Genomic DNA, 20,100 nt, shown 5'->3' with positions numbered 1-20,100 from the left:
AGCGAACGTGAAGAAGACCGGCTTTGCACGGCATTTGTCCGGCTTGCTGGCCCTGCTGGCGAGTTTGGTCATGGTGGCATCGGCTGGTGCTTGCGGTGGTCCGGCCTTGGGCAGTGGGCAACAGTCTCCGAGCGCCCCACAGAGCCAAGGGGCTACTGCGGCCGCTGAGGTCCCCGGTCGGGTGGCTATTTTCACTCCCTCCGACGGCATCACCCTCTCCCAGCACACGCCCATCAACAAGTGGGCCGCGCTGGTTCCTGAGCTCAAGGCAGCACTGGCCAAGGAGCATCTTCCCAATAAACACATCGATGCCTACACCAGCGGGAACCTGGAGGATCAGAGCAAGGAGCTGCAGGATTACCTGGTCAACCGCCTTTCGGAGCGCAAGGCCGGAAAGACTTCAGAGCCGACCACACTGGTGGTGGCACCCATGACCTCGCCAGATTCCATCACCCGCCAGTATGGCGACTATATCAGCCAGTCATTGGATGCCGATGCCAAAGACAAGGCGCGCGCACGTCTGGTCTCTTCTCTGCGTCTGGCTGCGGGCGCGGGCATGCATGTGGTCCTGCTGGCCAACCAGGTGCCGGGCATCCAACCGGATCTGTTCGTGCAATTATCTGATGCACGGGCCATCGGTCAGATGCAGGCGGACAAACTGACCAGCAAACTGGAACTGGACAAGGCCAGCAAGGACAACCCCTGCCGCATCGAAATCCTGCTGCCGAACCGGACAGCTGACGCATCATCTGATGCATCCCCTGCTGACAAGGGTGTTGAAACCGTCCAGGCTGAGCAGAATTCCTTCCCCGCCCAAGCTTTCGCAGGAATCTGGCAGGTGCTGGGGCCCTACTTCAAGGATGGACGGGCTATCAGCCCCTCTGGGCTCCTGAAGGCAGACAGCACCGAAAAGGACTGGCAGGCTATCGCCTTTGATCCAGGCAAGGATGCTTCGGCTGCCGGCAAAGAGCTGGCGACCCGCCTGGCCACGAACGATGACGCCAAGACCCACACCGAGGTGGACGGCATTCTGGCCATGAACGACTTCATTGTTTCCGGCGTGGTCTCTGAGCTCGGGGATCTGGGTTATCGGGGTTCATCGGCGGACGTCAACCCGGAGATCTCAATATCAGGCATTGTGGGATCCATGGTCGGTCATCAGGATCTGCACCGGCAGCGCGTGCCCAAGCCTGCTCAGAGCCCTGCAGCCCGGAATCCGACAGCATCGCAGGCTGATCCTTCACAGACCACGGGCAGGACTCAGGATTCCACACCCTCGGACGACCATGCTGCCTGGCCCGTCATCAGTGGATACGGCGCCTACGTGGACAATATTCCTCAAATCGTGGACGGACGGCAGTGGATGACTGGTCTGGAGGACAGACTGGGTCTTGCGGCTGATATGGCCAAGGCCTGTGTCGGGCTCAACAGCCAGGGCAAGGTGCCAGCCATGGATACGATCCACACCGTCAACCAGGACGGCAAACAACTGCGCCGCCTGTCAAGACCCTTGGTTGCGGTTTCGGCCTCCAACCTCAAGGCGGCTCTGATTGATACAGGCTACATCAAGCCAGCCGACGCGGGTCTCTGAGCATAGATCTTCTGCTCGATCTGGTCTTCATACCGCTTGAGAACCTCCTGGCGACGGGGCTTGTATGATGCGGTGAGCAGTCCGTTTTCACGAGTGAAGTCCTGGTCCAGAACCAGATAGCGGCGGATTCCCTCGGCCCGGGAGACCTGCGCATTGGCCGCGTCTACCGCACGATCGATCTCCGTGCGGATGATAGGGTTCTCCCCAGCCGAAGCGGCATCGTCCAAGGGTTCGGCGCCCTGGTCCCGCAGCCACTTGTTGACCTCCTCGAGATTGAGGGTGATCAGGGCCGAAATGAAAGGCCTACGGTCCCCGATGACCATGCAATGGCTGATGATGGGCGAACGCTCAACGGCTGTTTCCAGCAGCGAAGGCGAGATGTTCTTGCCCCCTGCAGTGATGATGACCTCCTTGCGCCGACCGGTCAACCGAACGAACCCATCTTCGTCCAGACTGCCCAGATCGCCGGTCAGCAGCCAACCGTCGCGAATCTGCCTGGTGGTGATTTCCGGATGGTTGTGGTAGCCCATGCAGACATCGGGGCCCTTGACACACAGCTGGCCCTCCTGGTCGATGCCCACGGTGATGCCGGGCATGGGCAGGCCGATGGTGCCCAGCCTGTAGCCCTCGGTGGGGTTGACCGTCACCGGACCCATGGTCTCGGTCATGCCGTAACCCTCCAGCAGGGGCAGACCTATGCCGTTGAAGAAGTCCGCAATGTCCCTATCCAAGGGGGCACCGCCCGAAATGGCATACTTGACCCGGCCGCCCAAGGCCTCCAGGATGGGGTCGTAAACGGTGCCTGTGTACATGAGGTGCTTGGTCTTCAGCGACATGGGAACCCGGCTTCCGGTCTGCTGATGACGGGACCACTGCCTGGCCACTCCTGCAGCATCCAGGAAAATCCTGCCCTTGGCGCCTGTTCCGGCCCGCTGGGAGGCAGCGTTGTAAATCTTTTCGAAGATTCGCGGCACAGCCAGGATGAAAGTGGGCTTGAAGGTCTGCATGTCCTGCAACAGATTGCGGATGGACCCGGTAAGCCCCAGGGTGAGATCCGTGGCAATGGCGAAGAACTGCAGGCAGCGGGCGAAAGCGTGGGCCAGGGGCAGGCAGAGCAGAAGCCGCTTGCCCTCACCCAGACAGATGTCAGGGACTGCCTGAGTACCTGAACGGACAGTGAAGACGATGTTGCTATGGCTGAGTTCTATACCCTTGGGCTTGCCCGTGGAGCCTGAGGTATAGACGATGGTGGCCAAGTCGGAACCCTGCACCGAGTCGGCACGGGCCTGGAAGTCTGCCTGATCCACCGCCCGTCCGTAGGCGGTCATAGTAGTCAGTGCCCCCCTGCTGATCACATACAAGTCGTTCAGATAGGCACACTGGGAGCGAACTGCATCCACTCGGGCCCTCATATCGTCATCCTCCAGAAAGGCCATGCCGACATGGGAGTCGTTGAAGATGCGCCGAATCTGATCGGGAGAGTCGGTCTCGTAGACCGGCACCGTCACAGCTCCGATGGACAGGATGGCCATGTCCAGGGCAGTCCATTCCCATCGGGTGTGCGCGACGATAGCCACCGAATCTCCCCGGCCTACCCCCCGGGCCATAAGCCCCTTAGCCAGCGCGATCACACGGTCGCGAAATTCACGGGCCGTTATCGTGCTCCACTCGCGTCCGCTCCGGTATTCGATCAAAGGATCGTCGCCCAGGCGCTCCACCCTGTCCTCAAGCAGGGAGAAGACACCGGCATCGGCGTCTATGGGCTTCTCAAGCGGACGCGTAAATTCTTCCTGCATGTTCTGCATGACCACTCCCTGCTGAAACGGCGTTATGCTTTACGATTCTAACCGCTCCCCCGGGCCGGCGATATACCTGGTCTGCAGACGCGCGAGTCTCGCAAGCGGACCGCGCACTCCTATAGAGGCTTGAGACGAATGCGGTGCCGTCCGACTTTAGCGCCTGGATCCAAATAGTGATTGTGACCATCTTTCAGCCCCCAGTGCAGACAATCTTGATCACAGTGGTCAGAGACCCCCTCTACTTCTCCCCAGACTGTGCCGGCCTGCAGCCGAGTTCCTGCCGGCAATGAGCTCTTCGCTGGCTCATAGGTGGAGGTCAGTTTGCCGTGACGAATGGAGACCACGTCCTTGCCTGCTACAGAACCGACAAAAGTGATGACACCATCTGCCGGGGCCCGGATGTGCCTGCCTTGTTGCACTGCCAGATCGATCCCGCGATGACCGCTCAGCCATGGATGATCCGGAGGATCGAAGGGACGCATAATCTCTGGGACGGCCTTATCACCAGGCAAAGGTTCAAGGGGCCACAGCCAGCCCCGGCGACAGGCTGAGGCCGATGAGGTAACTCGACCGTTCTGCGCCGGAGCTGCAGCCGAAGGCAGGGTCGGCGCAGGCTGAGACGCGACGGTTGCCGTAGGCCCCGCGGTCGACAGGACCAGTGCCAGCGTCAACACCAGCAGCGTCCTGGGAAACCAAGGGGGCCGACAGCCGGAAGGCATGATGGGCATCCGGCTGGTAACTCGCCCAATGCCCTTGTTCTTATGGTCACGCGCACAGGCCATAGTCGCACCTTCATTCCGTCATCGTGGGTACCCGATTGGGCGCCCACCATCATGATGGATTGGATACCAAAGCTGCTTGAGCCGGAAGGAAGTATGTGGTCGAATATGTAATCGTCCACACCCGGATTGACAGCAGAGAAACCATACTTGAAAATCCTGGAAAGGTGTTTTTATCCAAGATGACTTCATTGACCCCTTAAGCCAGATGAATGACCGTCCAGGAGATGGGAGGCAGTTGAAGGCTTATGGCATCCTCATCCATCCTGAAGTCTTGCCTGGCGTGCATGACGACCCGCTCCTGATGTTCAAGGGTGTTGCGAGCCGATGGGTCATCCTCGTGCAGGATGCTGACCGTCGCCTTCCGATGTCGATCCTGTTCAGGCAGCGCGATTCTACAATCAACGGAACGCTCAAGACTACGGTTGACCGCAAATATGCTTAGGGAACCGTCGGCACCTCTGACGGCCACAGAATCAGTCATGGGCACCTGGCCATAGCGGGAGGTCTCATAGGTGTCGCAGCTTTGCAGGCTCTTGAGTACACGGGCACCCCGCGCATAACGGGCAGTCAGGGCGAAGGGATAGAAAATGGTCTGCCTCCAGGCCGGGCCGCCGGGCTCGGTCATGATGGGGGCAATGACGTTGACCAGCTGCGCCAGGCTGGCCGCATGAACGACGTCAGCATGCCTGAGCAATGTGATCAGCAGGTCACCCACCACCACGGCATCTGCCACCGAATAGACATCCTCCAAAAGCGGCGCGCCAAGCGGCCAATTGCCGATGCCTTCCGGCGATTTGCTGGCCTGAGCATCCTGGTACCAGACATTCCACTCATCGAAGGAGATGAAAACCTGATGATCACTGCCCAGCCGGGCACGCGAGGCGGCGATGATGGCCGCCACATCGGTAATGAAACTGTCCATGTCCACGCCGGAAGCCAGAAAGCTGGCCATGTCTCCATCCTTGGGCGCGTAATAGGCATGGCATGAAAGGAAGTTCACATTTTCGAAGCAGCGCTCCAGGACGGTACGCTCCCAGAGACCGAAAGTGGGCATGGTGTGCGAAGAAGATCCACATACAACCAAATCCAGTTCCGGATCGATCATCCGCATGGCCACAGCCGTCCGGTTGGCCAGATCGGCGTATTCCTGTGCACTCTTGTGGCCGATCTGCCAGTCGCCGTCCATTTCGTTGCCCAGGCACCACATTTTGATGTTGAAGGGGCGATCATGGCCATTGGCACGCCGCCGTTCCGACAACTCGGTACCAGATGGCACATTGCAGTATTCGAGCAGATCCAAGGCCTCCTGCATGCCCCTGGTGCCTAGGTTGACGGCTTCCATGAGCTCGTTGCCACCCAGCTTATCCAGCCAGTCGCTCATCTCATGCAGGCCGAACTCGTTGCTTTCGCTAGAGTGCCAGGCCAGGTCGAGGCGACGAGGACGGCTTTCGCGCGGACCCACGCCATCTTCCCAGCGATAGCCTGAGACGAAGTTGCCGCCCGGATATCGGATGGTGGTCACGCCTAATTCCTTGACCAAATTCATGACGTCACCGCGAAAACCCTGCTCGTCTGCTGTCGGATGACCCGGCTCATAGATGCCCGAATAGATGCCCCGGCCCAGGTGCTCCACGAAAGATCCGAAGAGTCGATCTTCAATGGGCGTGGACTCCTGCTCCTCATCCACCTTGAACTGTGCCCTGCTCCTGTGAGTTTGCTGCCCTTGCGTCACTGTCTGACTCCCTCGTTCTGACTTTGTCGTCCATGCTTCTCATCCATATTGGAACTACGGATCATCTGAATGGTACAACGTTGTGTATTCTGCAAAGCACTCGGCTGCAGCTTCGCACAATCTCGAAAATGGACCGCCTGGTGTTAAACGAAAGGTTGCCTAATCATTCATCTTGAAAACAATTCGATCAAATGATCATTCTGATATTTGTGCATACAACAATCTAGAGCACCTGGGGCAATGGGCTTGCATTCGTCGGATTGATCGCACAGTAAAAATAAAAACCGCCGGAAGACCGGCGGTCGAGAGCTCCCGCAGCTGGGCTTGAACCAGCGACATTTCGATTAACAGTCGAACGCTCTGCCAACTGAGCTATGCGGGAATGTCCCGTTCAACTCTCGCTGAACACAATTACCATACTATAGTCAGGACCCTCGCATCCGACAACTTGGCGTGTCGATTACATGAGAATCCTGTCCATGGGCATGGCCGAATCGATGGAGAAGTCAGGAGCGGAGGGGGACAGTCCGGCCTGAACCAGATTGACGCCCAGCATGGCCACCATGGCACCATTGTCCGTGCACAGGTTGATCTTGGGAATGCGGACCTTGATGCCCTCCTGCTCGCCGAATTCCTGAAGCTTGCCACGCAGCTGCGAGTTGGCCGAGAACCCGCCGCCGACAATCAGAGTATCCGTGTCGAACCTGTGGCATGCGGCCATGGCCTTGCGAGATAGAACGGTGGCCACGGAATCAGCCAGGGAGGCACAGACATCGTCCACGGGAATGTCGAGCCCGGCCTGCTGTCTGCGTTCGACCCATCGAGCCACGGCGGTCTTGACCCCGGAGAAGCTGAAGTCATAAGGATGCTCGGCCCCGGCCCGACCCTTGGTCAACCCCTGGGGCACGGCGATGGCGTGGGGGTCGCCCAGACGGGCATGGCGGTCGATGTGGGGGCCGCCCGGATAGGGGAAGCCAAGCAGGCGTGCGATCTTGTCGAAGCACTCCCCTGCCGCGTCGTCCAGGGTGGTGCCCACCACCTGGATCGATCGCGCCAGATCATCCACATGCAGTAACGAGGTGTGGCCGCCGGAGACTATCAGGGCCAGGGCATTCTTAGGGAAGGGTCCGAATTGGAGCTGGGTGACCGCTATGTGTCCGATGACATGGTTGATGCCATACAAGGGCTTCTTCGCCGCCCAAGCCAGCGCCTTGGCACCGGAAACGCCTGCAGCAAGGCATCCAGCCAGTCCAGGACCAGCCGAGACCGCTATGGCATCCACTTGGGACAGGTCCATATCCGCATCCTTCAGGGCCTTGGAGACGACCGGTACAAAGGACTCAGCGTGTGCCCGCGAGGCGATCTCGGGGATGACGCCACCATAGCGGGCGTGCTCGTTCATGGAGGATGCCACCACGTTGGACAGCAGCCGGTTGCCCTGAACCAGGGCGGCAGCGGTCTCGTCGCAGGTGGATTCGATGCCAAGCACCAGTGGCTCACTCATGGTCAATGATCCTTTCCTGTCCTTCCGAAGGCTTGTTGCTGACAAAACCCACCGGTCCCGGTCCAATCGAACTCAAAGGTCTGGTCATAGCCCAGGCATCCACGTCTTCAGGCTGATAGTAACCCTTGCATAGACCGGCCTGTGAGAAGCCAAAATTCTTGTAGAGGTCAATGGCCGCAGGGTTATCTACGCGGACCTTCAGATTCATGCGTTGCAGACCCTCGCGATCGGCTCCCGTAATTATCCTGGCCAGCAGAGATCCTGCAATACCCCGATGCCGGGCCTCCGGCAAGACCCCGAGGGTCATCAGCTCGGCATCCCTTTCGCCTGACCAATAACCTCCGTAGCCCAGGATGGCACCCTGGTCTTCCCAGACCAGGTAGGTGCGTGAAGGCGCAGACAACTCGAACCGCAGCTCCTGCCGGCTCCAGGCCTGGTCACCGAAGACGCGCGACTCCAGATCTACCAGCCGGTCCAGGTCCTCAAAGACCGCCCCGCGAATCATGATTGGATTGCCACGTGCTTAAGCGGATTGGGCACTGAGACGTCCGGCCGACGAAGATAAAGGGGCTCCACCGGGTCGATCAGCCCATGCTGGGCACGTCTGCTAGCGCAAGCAGCCATCAGGCCTGTCCCCCGTGTCCGATCCGCCAGGAAGGATCCTTCATCCAGCACCACCCGTATATCGGAATGCCTATTCAGACGCTCCCATTGATCGGCATAGCGGCCGGCTCCATGACCGCTAATGACCAGAGTGACAGGATCCTGATCCACAGACTCCCGCTCTTCCACAATGGCCGCGATCTTCTCACAGATCACCGTTGGATAGTCGATGCTCATGTCGGTCAGCGGCTGGGCCGGGGCCTCCGCGCCATCGAAGTCGTCGAAGAGACGGTAGTAGAGCTGCCGCCGGCGTGCATCGTTGACAGCCAGCACCAGAAGCCGTGTATGGTCCTGACCCTGCCGCTTGAACCGGCTGTAGGCATAGCGGGCCTGCGGCTCCAGGATGTCCTGTCCCAGCAGACGGGCACCCGTGGCAAACGCCAGGGCTTTGGCGGTGACGATGCCTGCCCGCAGACCGGTGAAGGGTGCAGGCCCCAGTCCCACCACGATGGTCCGCAGATCGTCTGCAGACAGCCCAGCCTGATCCATGACCTTGGCGATATTGACCTGGAGGCGTTCTACGTGCGAGCGCGAGTCGGTCTCGATGCACGGCTCCCGCCCCGGCAGCCCAACAGTCGAGCCATAGGAGGTATCGATCACCAAAAGGGACGTATCGGTCCCGCTCATGCAGTCATCGCCTTTCTCAGCTGATCCATTCTATTGGCCCAAGACGGACCCACTCCACGCAGACGTACCATACGCTGACCCTGGGAGCTGGGTGGCGCCTCAGGATCTTCCCGGGGATCCACGGGTCTGGCGATGCTCACTTCCAGACGTTGATCGGCCAGGGCAGAGGCCATCTGCTCGCCCCATTCCATCAGAATGATGGTCCTTTGGCCCGGGTCTTCCAATTCCTCATCCAGACCAAGGGACTCCAGCTCGTCCAGGAGCCGATCCACGGCATCCTCTCCAGGCAGATAGTCCTGTCCGCCCAGCCGGTAGGCATCCACGTGGATCAGGGTAACCGGCGAGCCGTCGGACAGGCGGCCATGCAGCTCCCTGGCGATGGTGAACGTGGGCGAAACCACAGGGCTGTCCACTCCAAGTCCGTCGCCCAGCCCCTGGGCCAGTGTGGTCTTACCCGCCCCCAGGGGTCCGGACAGGAGGATCACGTCCCCGCCTTGCAGACACGAGGCCAGGTTTCTGCCCAGGCGTTGCATGTCCTCGCCTGTAGGCACCGCCAGTTCCAATCCATCCTGCTGGCTCATGCCAATGTCCTTCCCTTGGCGGCGATCAGCTCCACTGCCCGTTCCAGAGCATAGCGAGCATCGCCACTGCTGGTCTTGCTGATCTCATCAGCCTGGGCCAAGGCCTCGATGCAGGCCGCCAGGCCAGAGGAGGTCCATCCATGCAGCTGTCTCTTGGCCTCCCGCAACTGCCAGTAGGCGGCCTTGGCCTCGGCTGTGGTAATGGATCCCGACTCGATGGCCGCCTCCTTGGCTAGCGTCCGCAGCTTCAGGGCCAGTACGCCAATCAGGGAGACTGGTTCGTTGCCCTGCTCCAGAGCCGTACGCAGAGCGACGACGGCTTGGGCCGGCCTGCCAGCAAGGGCCCTGTCCGCCACCGCAAATCCGGATACAGCCGGGTTGTCGGTCAGATAACGGTTGACGATCTCCAAGGTCATGGGATCCTGGTCAAAATCGAAGCAGAGCTGGGAACACATGGCAGCCAGTTCCGGAGTGCGCTCGCCCAGAACATCCACCAGGCGCTGGGCAGCCCGTGGCTGGATACGGCGCTGATGGGCTTTGAAACGCCCATAGACGAAGTCGACCTTGTCGTCGAACTTCTTCAGATCCGGCATCCGCTCCGTAACCGCACCGGCTCGCGCCATTTGGTCCAGGAGTCTGCGGCCCCGGTTGCCCCCGTCATGACGTGCGATGACGATACTGGATTCGTCCCCTGCGCTCTCGCGGCAGAAATCAATCAAGGCCTGGCTCAGGGCTTCATCAGCCGCCTGCAGATCATCCAGACAAACCACGGCCGTCTGACTGAGCAGGGAGGGTCCGACCGCCTCCTGAAAGGCGTAAGCGTCGCAGTCCGCCGCGTCCAGCTCAATGTATTCGCTGTCCGGGTGAGCGACGCATGCCTGCGCGCACAGCTCCTTGAAACGCTGAGCGTTGAGGAAGGGATCGCCGCCGACCACCAGGTGGACGGAAGGGTTCTCCTGCTGAGCTTTGGTCATGACTCAAATCTCCCTTCATCGCTGGACATTACCCTCGGTCATCTTTGAAGACCAGCTGGGCTAGAAGGCCATAGGTCTGCCGTAGCCAGCCCTTGATTGACACCCAAGCCGACGGCCGGAAGGGAACCCCGGAATTCACCCCTGTCACAGCCGGCCATGGATGATCTCGCTCCAGAGCACGGATGAATCGAATCAGCCGATGTTCGATCACGGCCATGAGACCCAGACCAACCAGGCAGGCGCTGCCGACCGGTCCCGCTGGCCAGGCCGCCGGAGCAGCCGCTTCGCCCAGCCACCTGGCGGCAAAAGCCATGACTCCGGTACCCAGGGAGGTCAGTCGGGCCAGAAACAGACCCACTGGAGGCCAGAGCCAGGAAGTGAGCAGTGCCAGCAGACCGGTCACTGTGGCAGCGTCGACCACAGGAGTGACCAGCAGGTTGGCCAGTGGAGCCAGTAGAGGCAACCCGGGACTCATCAACACCTGCACGGGCAGGGTTCCGGCCTGGGCGCACAGGGTTGTGGCCAATGGACGTGCCAAAAATGTCGGAAGATGATCTTCAAGAAGGGCCGCCAACCTCCGGTTACCCAGGCCGATTCCCAGCACGGCTCCACAAGAGAGCGCGAAGCCGAAGCTGGCAGCCATGGAAGGTCGCAGGATCAGCACCAGCAGGACACACCAGGACAGCGTGTTCAATGACTGGGCAGGCCGGCAGGCAGCCAGAGCCAAGGCCGAAAGAAGCCCCATGGCCTGAGCTCGCAGAACTGAATCACCTGGGACCATCAGCATGCCCAAACCCAGATAGGCGGCAGACAAAACCAAGGCCATCAGCAAGGGCGGCGAGCGCAGGGCTCGCATGATCCTGACCAGCAGCGAGGCCAGGATCATGAAGTGCCCGCCAGAGACCGCCATCAGGTGCAAGATGCCCGATGTCCGGAAGTCCTGGGTCAGACGGGTGGCATAGGCAGGCTCCACTGCCGGCCTGCCCAGGGAGCCATCCGACCCGGGCAGGGCCTGGTTGCCCAGAATGCCCATGGTCAAACCCGGCACCAGGATCCGTCCTTGATCGTCCAATCTGCTGGTCTGTTCGAGAAAGGCCCTTTGCATACGGGCGATCAATCGTCTACAGGGGCCTGGCGGCTCGACCTCTTTCGCCCCGTCTTCCACAGCCAGCCAGGGAATAGGACGGCCGTAAGCAGAGGGCTCCAAGAGGCCTCGCGCACGATACTGCCCGCCCTGTTGCAGCAGGCATGACCGGCTTCGGGCGAAAAAGATGATCCGTTCATCGGAAGGCATGCGCACCCCCGCCACAGTCACCCATGCCAGCCTGACCTCCGCCTGACAGTCCCAGCCTCGCCGAGAGGATGCATTCATGGGGCCCACAGCCCAGCCACGAACCTCAGCCAGCGCTTTTCCCTGACGGATCTGCCGAGCTGCCGGCCCGCTGCGCACTGACTCATGACCAACTGCGGCGGCCAATGCCACAGTCAGAGCCACAGCAGCCAAGACAGCCAATGTCGGCAGCTTCCGAGGACCAAGCCAGGTGGAAATACACGGAGACCGACAAACTTGGTGCAGCCGGATCCGCCGGCATGGGCGATAGGGTGGTCGCGATACCTGACCCTTGCAATCAGAGTCCTCTGCAACAAGCAAGCAAACGAGTTTGAAGGCAAGCAGGACCATGGCTATCAGCAATAGGAGCGCCAAGACAAGCGGCATCAACCAGACCGACATACCCATGCCGCCTCTGGACTCCCCTGCCGTTTTGGACCAGTCGCCGCTCTTGGCTGATCCGGCCACGGATCCGCCCACGCTCCGGTCCAGAAGCCACGGGACCAGCAGGGCAATAGCCCAGGCCAGACAAGCGGCGGGAAGCATGCGAAGATTGCGATTGCCATTGTCGCGATCAGCAGCAAGACGATCTTCTGCCCGGCAGGTCATCATTGCGCCACCAGATACGGGCGTAATCGGGCCAGGGTCTTGGCACCGATGCCGGGAACATCCAGAAGCTGATCGACCGAGGCGTAGCGACCACCGAGAGCACGCCGATGCTCCAGTATTTTTGCTGCCGTGACCGGACCGATCCCCTTGACATTCTCCAGATCCTCTTGACTGGCACTATTGAGATTCACCCGTCCGGTCTGATCCGCTGTCCCCGCGGAGGCACTGGAGGCCGGAGCTGCAGAGGCATTGCCTGCCCCTTGGTCATGTTGAGCGGAATCCGAGGCCGATTCGGTATGCCCGCTGCCTTCGTCACCATGGGTGTTCCGTCTACCATCGCTTCCTGAAACATGCTTGCTTCGGTGTGCAGCACCGTTGGCATCGCCCTTTGCCGGGACCGATGACTTGCCCCCGGATCCGTCGACTGCCACTCCTGCGGCCAGTGCCCGTTCCTGCTGGGCCAGCAGGGTCAGACTGATCGCAAGGGCAACCACCAGAATAAGAATGGCTGTCAAGGCCTGAAGCGGCGTAAACGACCAGACGGGCCGATCACGCCGAGTCTGGGATTCGGCCATATCTTCGGCCGACCCCCTTGACCTGGCGGATTGATTCTGAACCAGAGCCTGCAGGGGCGGCGCCGGCGGCTGGGTGATGTTGATGCTCATGGACCCAGCCTGACATGAAAAAGCCCCCCGATATGAGGTCGGGGGGCTATGTGGTCGAAGGTCATCGCCTGTCCACAGCCTGGCTGCGGGCAGTGCAGGATCAGGCCGGCACGACCGAAACGATCTTGGGTGCCTTGACGATGACCTTACGCGGCTCCTTGCCACCCAGCCGCTCATGGACGGCGGGCAGTGCCAGGGCCATGGCCTCGAGTTGATCAGGCGCGATGTCGGGGCTGACCTGCAGCTTGCCACGGACCTTGCCCTTGACTTGGACCACGGCGGTGACTGTGTCCTCGCCGAGATAGCGATCATCCCAGGTCGGCCACTGGGCATGCGCCAGGGACTCCTTGTGACCCAGCCGGCTCCAAAGCTCCTCGCAGATGTGGGGGGCGATGGGCGAGAGCATGAGCACCAGGGGCTCGATGGCTGCCCTGGGTGTCGGATTCAGCCCGGTCAGATGGTTGTTGAGCACGATCATCCTGGCAATGGCCGTGTTGGGCCGCATGGCCTCCATCTCCACAGTCACGTCGTGGATGGTGGTGTTGAGCAGCTTCAGGGTCTTCTGGTCGGGCTCTCCCTCGTCCAGGACCACCTCGCCGGTCTGCTCGTCCACCACGTTGCGCCAGAGCCGCTGCAGGAAGCGCATGCCGCCCACCACGTTGCGCGTGTTCCAGGGCCTGGACTCATCCAGGGGGCCCATGCTCATCTCGTAGAGGCGGAAGGTGTCGGCCCCGTAGGTGCGATACATGTCGTCAGGGGTGATGATGTTCTTAAGGCTCTTGCCCATCTTGCCGAACTCGCGGTTGACCGGCTGCCCCTGCCAGGTGTAGCTGACCTTGCCACCCTCATCATGCTCCTCCACCTCGGCGGCGGGCACGTACTGTCCGCGTTGGTCCGTGTAGGCGTAGGCCTGGATCATTCCTTGGTTGAAGAGCTTGTGGAAGGGCTCCTTGGACGAGACGTATCCCAAATCGTAGAGGACCTTGTGCCAGAAGCGGGCATAGAGCAGGTGTAGCACCGCGTGCTCCACACCGCCCACGTAGAGATCGACGCCGCCCGACTCCCCGGCCGTGGCGTTGTGCTTGGGACCCAGCCAGTAGTCGTATTCCTCCGGATCAACCATGTGCTGGTCGTCCTTGGGGTCGATGTAGCGCATGTAGTACCAGCAGGAGCCGGCCCAGTTGGGCATGGTGTTGGTGTCCCTGTGGTAGACCTTGGGGCCGTCGCCCAGATCCAGGGTCACGTTCACCCAGTCCTGGTTGCGGCTCAGCGGGGCCTCGGGGCTGGATTGGGCATCCTCGGGGTCGAAGGTCTTGGGCGAATAGTCGGGCACATCCGGCAGGGCCACCGGCAGCTGGTTGTCGGGCAGCAGGTGGGGCAGGCCCTGGTCGTCATAGACCACCGGGAAAGGCTCACCCCAGTAGCGCTGACGGGAGAAGAGCCAGTCACGCAACCGGTAGGAGACCGTTCCATGGCCCACCCCGGCCGACTCCAGCCATGCGGTCACTTTCTCGATGGCCTGGTCAACCCGCAGACCGTCCAGGCTGAGCGGATCGCCAGCGGCCTGGGTGGCCTGGACCGAAGAGTTGACCACAATACCGTCATGGGAGACGAAAGGTGCCTTGCCCCGGTAATCGTCCAGGGTCTGTCCGGAATCATCCAGCGGGCTGACCGTGTAGACGACAGGCAGGCCATACTTGACAGCGAAATCGTAATCGCGCTGATCACCGCCTGGCACAGCCATGATGGCGCCCGTGCCGTAGTCCATCAGCACGTAGTCGGCGGCGAAAATGGGCAGCTTGGCCCCGGTGATGGGGTTGACCGCATACAGACCGGTAAACAGGCCGGTCTTGGCCCCGCCTTCGTCCACACGATCCTTGGCGGTCTTGGCCTCGGCGGCCCGTCGATAAGCCTGCACGCCCTCCGCAGGATTGGCATAACCGCCCTTCCACTGTTCAGGCACATCCTCAGGCCACTCCTGAGGCAGGTGCTGCAGCAGGTCGTGCTCGGGAGAGACCACGGCAAAAGTGGCACCGAAAAGCGTATCGGGACGGGTGGTGTAGACCTCCATGGTCTGATCGCCGTCAGGGCTGGGCACGGTAAAGTCCACCGAAGCCCCGTGCGACTCCCCGATCCAGTTGCGCTGCATGAGCTTGACCTTTTCGGGCCAGTCCAGAATGTCCAGATCCTCCAGAAGCCGGTGACCGTAGGCGGTGATGCGCATGGACCACTGCTTGAGTTCGCGCTGGTAGACCGGGTAGTTGCCGCGCTCGGAGCGGCCCTCAGCGGTCACTTCCTCGTTGGCCAGGACCGTGCCCAGTCCGGGGCACCAGTTGACCGGCGAGCGCGAGATGTAGGCCAGACGGAAGTCGTTGAGCACCTCGGAGCGCTCGGCCTCGTCCAGGTCCTCCCAGGAGGCATCGGGATGACCGGGGATGGGCCTGCTTCCGGACTTGAAAGCCTCGACCAGTTCGCTGATAGGCCTGGCCGAGCCCGTCCCCCCGTCGGCACGGCGGTAGTCGGGGTCGTACCAGGACTCGTAGATGCGCGAGAAGATCCACTGGGTCCAGCGCACGTAGTCCGTATCGATGGTGGCGAAGGAGCGGCGGTCGTCGAAGCTGAGCCCCAGCCGGTGCAGCTGCCAGCGCATGTTGGCGATGTTCTGCTCGGTGGTGACCCGGGGATGCTGGCCGGTCTGGACCGCATACTGCTCGGCGGGCAGGCCGAAGGCATCGTAGCCCATGGCGTGCAGGACGTTCTCACCTTTCATCCGGTGGTAGCGGCTGACCACGTCGGTGGCGATATAACCCAAGGGATGGCCCACATGCAGACCCTTGCCCGAAGGATAGGGGAACATGTCGATGACGAAATAGGGACTGCGGCCTCCGGCGTGATCTCCCTGGGCATCGGTCAAATCACCCTTGGTGTTGGCTGCCCAGAAGGTGCCCTCCTTGTCCCAGCGCTTCTGCCAGCGCTCCTCGATGGTCTGCGCCATGGTGGCATCGTATCGGAACTTGGGCTGATCGGATTCCTGGGTCTGCTGATGATCCCTGTCTTCATTCGCGTTCATATGGTGAATTATCGCCATTCACATGGACACGGCCGAGCCAATGTCCAGCATCCGTCATCCTGGCGGAAGCCTTGCTCAGCGATCGCCGGGCCGCAGAGTGCGGGCGGCGGCATCAATGGAATAGCCGATGGACTTGGAGGCCCGGCCCAGGGCAGCCTTGAAGGACCCGTCCCGCATCATCCTCTTCAAGGCCTGGTCGATGACGTCCACCAACTCCGGATCCCCGTGGGGCACGCCGATACCGTAATGTTCGTTGGAGAAGGGCTTACCGACCAGGCGCAGTTGGCCACCGCCACGAACATGAGCCAGTCCGGCCAGGGCAAAGTCGTCACCGCTGGCGGCATCCGTATCCCCGCTGAGCAGGGCCGTGATGCACTCGGGGAACTCCTCCCGCTCCTGGACCTGGGCCTGGGGTGCCAGCGAGCGCACCAGAGCCCCGGAGGTGGATCCCGCCGCCACGCAGACCCGCTTTTGGGCCAGATCCTCCACCCCGGCAATATCGTTTTGAGCGCGACGAACCAGAAGGTCCTGCCCGGCAGCCAGGTAAGGCCCGGCGAAATCCACCAGCTTCTGCCGTTCCTGGGTTATGGAGTAGCCGGCCACAACCATGTCCACCTGACCCTGTTCGAGCATGCGCTCGCGGTCCGCAGGTTTCACCTGGCGGAAAACAATCTGCGACTGGGCGTATCCCAGCTCATGGACCACGTACTGGGCCACATCCACATCCAGACCCCGGTACTGGCCGGACTGGGCAAATCCAAGCCCGGGCTGGTCGAAGGAGATACCCACGCTGATCTTGGGCCCAATGGAACCCGCCCGGTAACGATCCTCCTGGCGGCCGCACCCGCTCAGGGGCACCGCCAGAACCAGTGCCGCCAGAGCCGCCGCAATCCTGCGTGCAAACATGATCGGCCCCTACTTGAACATTCTCGAACGCGTCAGGAACCAGGTTACCAAGGCGGTCACCAGACCCGAGAGAATGACCACGACCGCGAAGCCCCAGGGTTTGTCGGTAAAGGGCATGCCGAACATGCCCTGGTTGAAGTTCATGCCATACATGGAGAAGATCAGCGTGGGTACCGACAGGCTGATGGAGATGATGGTGAAGATCCTCATGACGTTGTTGACGTTGTTGGAGACGATGGAGGCGAAGGCATCGGTCATATTTGAAAGCACGCTTGAGTAGATGTTGGCCATCTCGATGGCCTGCTTGTTCTCGGTGATCACATCGCCCAGAAGGTCCTCGTCGTCCGGATAGCGCTTGATCCGCTCCAGCCCGGTCAGCTTCTCCAGGACGATCTCGTTGGACTTGAGGCTGGTGGCGAAGTAGACCAAGGTCTTGTTGAGCTCCAACAGCATAAGAATTTCGCGGTTCTGCATGGAGTGACGCAGCTTGAGCTCCAGCCGGTCCGACTCGCGGTCGATGATGCGCAGGTAGCGCAGATAGAGGGTGGCGTTGCGGTAGAGGATCTGCAGGATGAAGCGGGACTTCATAAAGGTGTTGAAACCCCGGATGGTGCCCTCCATAAAGGGATGAAGCAGGACGGTGTCCTGCATGCAGACGGTGACGATCAGATCCTCGGTGACGATGATGGACAGAGGGATGGTCTCGTAGTAGTCCCGGCCGTCGCGTTCCTCAGCCCGGGGAATGTCGACGATGACCATGGTGTACTCGTCCTCAACGTCCACACGCGAGCGCTCCTCATCGTCCAGGGGGGCACGCAGGTCAGCCAGGTCGATACCGGTGGTCTGGGAGACGTTGGCCAGCTCGACATCGGTGGGCGCCGATAAGCATATCCATGAGCCCTTGGAAGCCTTGCCGATCTGCTCGATCTGCCCGTTCATGGTGCTGAATACTCTCATCATCGCCATCACCGCCTCTCGTGCTCGAACCTGGCCGACGTTTCTGGCCGAACCGATAGTAGCAGACAACCAGTTACCGCCGTGTTCAATTCCGCAGGGTAGTCCCCGGTCATCCCCGCCATGGCCGCAGGACGGCGGGTTGGATTTTGGAGGCGTCGAAGCGAAAATGCCCGGTGATGGGACGGTGGCCTGGCGAGCCCAGGTAGTCGTTCTCCCTGTCGCGCTGGCCCATGTTGTGCAGAAGCAGGGGAATGCCACGGCTGTCCCTTCTATCGGAGGCCATGCCGATGTGCCAGGAGGTGTCGAAGATGACGATGTCGCCCTGCTGCCACTGGTCGGTGGTCGCAGTGTCGTTGGTCAGACGCTGGGCATGCCGGGACAGGAATACGCCGAGGACGTTGGTCCGCCTGAAGTCGATGTTCGGATCCGGGCTGTTGATCACTCCGGCATAGGCCCCAGGAGACGAGGCGATATCGGCATCGACCATGGTCTTCAGATCGTAGCCGGCCTGCCGGAAGGCCCTCCAGATCTCGTCGGTGCAGGCGCCGCGGTCATCGGGAGGATAGCCGCCCTGGTAGTAGCCGCTGTCATAATGAGGATGGCGGCGGGCCTCCTGATGGGCTCCACGCACCATGGCCGTGTAGTCATCCACGCCGTCATGGTTGTAGTCTACAGGCGAGGTCAGAGGCGAATGGGCCGCGGTCTGCTCTGGAGAATATCCAGGAGGGCCGTGAGAAGCGGTCCTGGGGCCGTTTGCGGAGGAGTTTTGATTGTCTGAATGGCGAGCAGGCCCGACGCCCACCAGCCTGCCAGCCAGGGCCAAGGAGCCCGCCACAATCAATGCAAGCGCCAGCAGGACAGCCGCCCACCGCAGAACCACTGTCCGCCGCTGGCTGCGGCCGCCGCGGTTTCGCTCTGTAGACACAGCGGTCACCTCATCCGGTTGCGCAGGGGCCTGCCATCCATGAACCGATGAAGGTTATCCAGGCAGATTTCCCGAACCTTGTCCATGTTGGAGGGCAGGTAGGCTCCCCCGGCCACATGCGGGGTGAGCAGGCAGCGTGGTTGCCTCCAGAGCGGGTGGTCTTCAGGCAGGGGCTCCGGTTCGGTCACATCCAGACCTGCACCGAAAATGCCGTCCTTATCCAGGGCTTGGGCCAGAGCCATGCAGTCCACGGCATCTCCCCTGCCCGCGTTGATCAGCACGGCGGTGGACTTCATCAATGCAAGACGATGGTCATCGATGATGTGCCGGGTCTGCGGCGTTGAAGGCAGGGCCAGAGCCACTACATCCATCTCAGGCAGCAGGGCATCCAGATCATCAAAACCAGCCAGACGGTCGAACCCCTCCACCGGCTGGTCGGGATGGCGCCTGATACCGATGGTCCGAGCGCCTACGGCCTTGGCCAGACGAGCGAAGGAGGCTCCGATATCCCCTGTGCCTAAAACCAGGACCTGGCAGCCATGCGGCGAAAGGACGGCCCCGCGAGGTTCCCAACGTCCCAAACGCTGATTGTCCCGGTAGGCCGGCAGGTCCTTCATCAGAGCCCACATCATGGCGAACATGTGCTCGGAGACCGACTGCCCGTAAGCGCCTGAGGCGCTGGTCAACATGGCGTCCGGAGGCAGAACCCCCGGTTTCATGTAGGCATCCACACCCGCGCTGCTGGTCTGCAGCCAGACCAGGTTACGGCAGGCAACTACCTGCTCGGCCGGCGGATTACCCAAAATGATCGTGGCCTCCGATCGGAGGGATTCAGGGACATCGATGAGCCAATGCATGCTCTGCCGCATGTCCGTGTCGACAATGAACTCCTGGCGAACGCCTGGAGCCGCCTGGAGGAATTCCTGTCGTTCACTCTGGTCCAAGGGCAGGCAGTTGATGATGAGCTGGTCCCCAGGATGATTCTCGTTCCGCTTTTGAACCCGCACTTCGGCATCGTTTTTGCCGGTCATGGTCCGCCGCCTTTCCGTTGCTGCCGACCCCCTTGGTCGCCCCTTGTTCATCATGCTAGCGCACTTGCAAGCTCAGGAATGCCTCAAGACCATTCGAGGATAAAATCCATCAAATAGCTCACAATCCCTGCAATTCCGGGGCAACACACTGAGTTGCTCCATTCGCCAATCCCGGTGTACTATAAGCAAGGCTTCACCAAGCAAGGCAAGCACGGGGCTATGGCGCAGCTGGTAGCGCGTCTCCATGGCATGGAGAAGGTCGGGGGTTCGAATCCCCCTAGCTCCACAGATAGGATCCCGAGGTCACCTCGGGATCTTTTTATATTCGTTGGGCTTGCAAACGCCAGATCGGGG

16 protein-coding genes and 2 tRNA genes are annotated in these 20,100 nt (G+C 61.2%); 2 read left to right on the top strand and 16 right to left on the bottom strand.

Going from position 1 to position 20,100, the window contains the following annotated elements:
* The first annotated feature begins 7 nt into the window (after positions 1-7).
* On the top strand, positions 8-1,591 hold the full coding sequence (locus P273_RS0106640; protein ID WP_024627674.1) for a hypothetical protein: 1,584 nt from the start codon (positions 8-10) through the stop codon (positions 1,589-1,591).
* Here P273_RS0106640 and P273_RS0106635 read toward each other — a convergent pair.
* From P273_RS0106635 to P273_RS0106560, 16 genes are all read right to left on the bottom strand, one after another.
* Positions 1,561-3,387, bottom strand: a complete 1,827-nt coding sequence (locus tag P273_RS0106635) for a long-chain fatty acid--CoA ligase (protein ID WP_024627673.1) — start codon at positions 3,385-3,387, stop codon at positions 1,561-1,563. The genes P273_RS0106640 and P273_RS0106635 overlap by 31 nt on opposite strands.
* A gap of 119 nt (positions 3,388-3,506) precedes the next feature.
* Positions 3,507-4,172 carry a M23 family metallopeptidase gene (locus P273_RS09830; protein ID WP_253269592.1) on the bottom strand — a complete coding sequence of 222 codons (666 nt, stop codon included), beginning with the start codon at positions 4,170-4,172 and terminating at the stop codon, positions 3,507-3,509.
* A 196-nt stretch (positions 4,173-4,368) separates the two neighbouring features.
* Positions 4,369-5,904, bottom strand: coding sequence for an alpha-N-arabinofuranosidase (locus P273_RS0106625; protein ID WP_024627671.1), 1,536 nt, complete (start codon positions 5,902-5,904; stop codon positions 4,369-4,371).
* A gap of 309 nt (positions 5,905-6,213) precedes the next feature.
* Positions 6,214-6,286 (bottom strand) — tRNA-Asn (locus P273_RS0106620).
* Positions 6,287-6,364: 78 nt separating this feature from the next.
* Positions 6,365-7,408, bottom strand: coding sequence for a tRNA (adenosine(37)-N6)-threonylcarbamoyltransferase complex transferase subunit TsaD (gene tsaD, locus P273_RS0106615; protein WP_024627670.1), 1,044 nt, complete (start codon positions 7,406-7,408; stop codon positions 6,365-6,367).
* Entirely contained in the window at positions 7,401-7,913 is a 513-nt protein-coding gene (rimI, locus tag P273_RS0106610; protein WP_024627669.1) for a ribosomal protein S18-alanine N-acetyltransferase, read from the bottom strand. The genes tsaD and rimI overlap by 8 nt, the downstream gene beginning before the upstream one ends.
* The gene (gene tsaB / locus P273_RS0106605; protein ID WP_024627668.1) at positions 7,910-8,698 is read right to left on the bottom strand and encodes a tRNA (adenosine(37)-N6)-threonylcarbamoyltransferase complex dimerization subunit type 1 TsaB; all 789 of its coding nucleotides are present in this window, start codon (positions 8,696-8,698) and stop codon (positions 7,910-7,912) included. Before tsaB ends, rimI begins: the two co-directional genes overlap by 4 nt.
* A complete protein-coding gene (gene tsaE, locus P273_RS0106600) occupies positions 8,695-9,279 on the bottom strand; it encodes a tRNA (adenosine(37)-N6)-threonylcarbamoyltransferase complex ATPase subunit type 1 TsaE (protein ID WP_024627667.1) in 585 nt (194 codons plus the stop codon). The genes tsaB and tsaE overlap by 4 nt, the downstream gene beginning before the upstream one ends.
* Positions 9,276-10,253: a DNA polymerase III subunit delta gene (holA, locus tag P273_RS0106595; protein ID WP_024627666.1), complete on the bottom strand. Its 978-nt coding sequence runs from the start codon at positions 10,251-10,253 to the stop codon at positions 9,276-9,278. The genes tsaE and holA overlap by 4 nt, the downstream gene beginning before the upstream one ends.
* A gap of 28 nt (positions 10,254-10,281) precedes the next feature.
* The gene (locus tag P273_RS0106590; protein ID WP_172637256.1) at positions 10,282-11,766 is read right to left on the bottom strand and encodes a ComEC/Rec2 family competence protein; all 1,485 of its coding nucleotides are present in this window, start codon (positions 11,764-11,766) and stop codon (positions 10,282-10,284) included.
* A gap of 425 nt (positions 11,767-12,191) precedes the next feature.
* Positions 12,192-12,857, bottom strand: a complete 666-nt coding sequence (locus tag P273_RS0106585) for a helix-hairpin-helix domain-containing protein (RefSeq protein WP_024627664.1) — start codon at positions 12,855-12,857, stop codon at positions 12,192-12,194.
* Positions 12,858-12,957: 100 nt separating this feature from the next.
* The gene (leuS, locus tag P273_RS0106580; RefSeq protein ID WP_024627663.1) at positions 12,958-15,927 is read right to left on the bottom strand and encodes a leucine--tRNA ligase; all 2,970 of its coding nucleotides are present in this window, start codon (positions 15,925-15,927) and stop codon (positions 12,958-12,960) included.
* 75 nt (positions 15,928-16,002) lie between these two features.
* Positions 16,003-16,833, bottom strand: coding sequence for a glutamate ABC transporter substrate-binding protein (locus P273_RS0106575; RefSeq protein WP_029676253.1), 831 nt, complete (start codon positions 16,831-16,833; stop codon positions 16,003-16,005).
* A 9-nt stretch (positions 16,834-16,842) separates the two neighbouring features.
* Positions 16,843-17,793, bottom strand: coding sequence for a magnesium transporter CorA family protein (locus tag P273_RS0106570; RefSeq protein ID WP_024627661.1), 951 nt, complete (start codon positions 17,791-17,793; stop codon positions 16,843-16,845).
* A gap of 106 nt (positions 17,794-17,899) precedes the next feature.
* Positions 17,900-18,715: a DUF1287 domain-containing protein gene (locus P273_RS0106565; RefSeq protein ID WP_029676252.1), complete on the bottom strand. Its 816-nt coding sequence runs from the start codon at positions 18,713-18,715 to the stop codon at positions 17,900-17,902.
* A 5-nt stretch (positions 18,716-18,720) separates the two neighbouring features.
* Complete coding sequence (locus P273_RS0106560; protein WP_024627659.1) at positions 18,721-19,746, bottom strand: D-2-hydroxyacid dehydrogenase; 1,026 nt, start codon at positions 19,744-19,746, stop codon at positions 18,721-18,723.
* Between the two features lie 213 nt (positions 19,747-19,959).
* Between P273_RS0106560 and P273_RS0106555 the strand changes: the two genes are divergently transcribed.
* Positions 19,960-20,032, top strand: a tRNA-Ala gene (locus P273_RS0106555).
* The last annotated feature ends 68 nt before the right edge of the window (positions 20,033-20,100 follow it).

Source organism: Bifidobacterium sp. A11 (genome assembly GCF_000499185.1).
GTDB classification, from domain to species: domain Bacteria; phylum Actinomycetota; class Actinomycetes; order Actinomycetales; family Bifidobacteriaceae; genus Bombiscardovia; species Bombiscardovia mizhiensis.
This window is presented reverse-complemented; position numbering and strand designations above follow the sequence as displayed.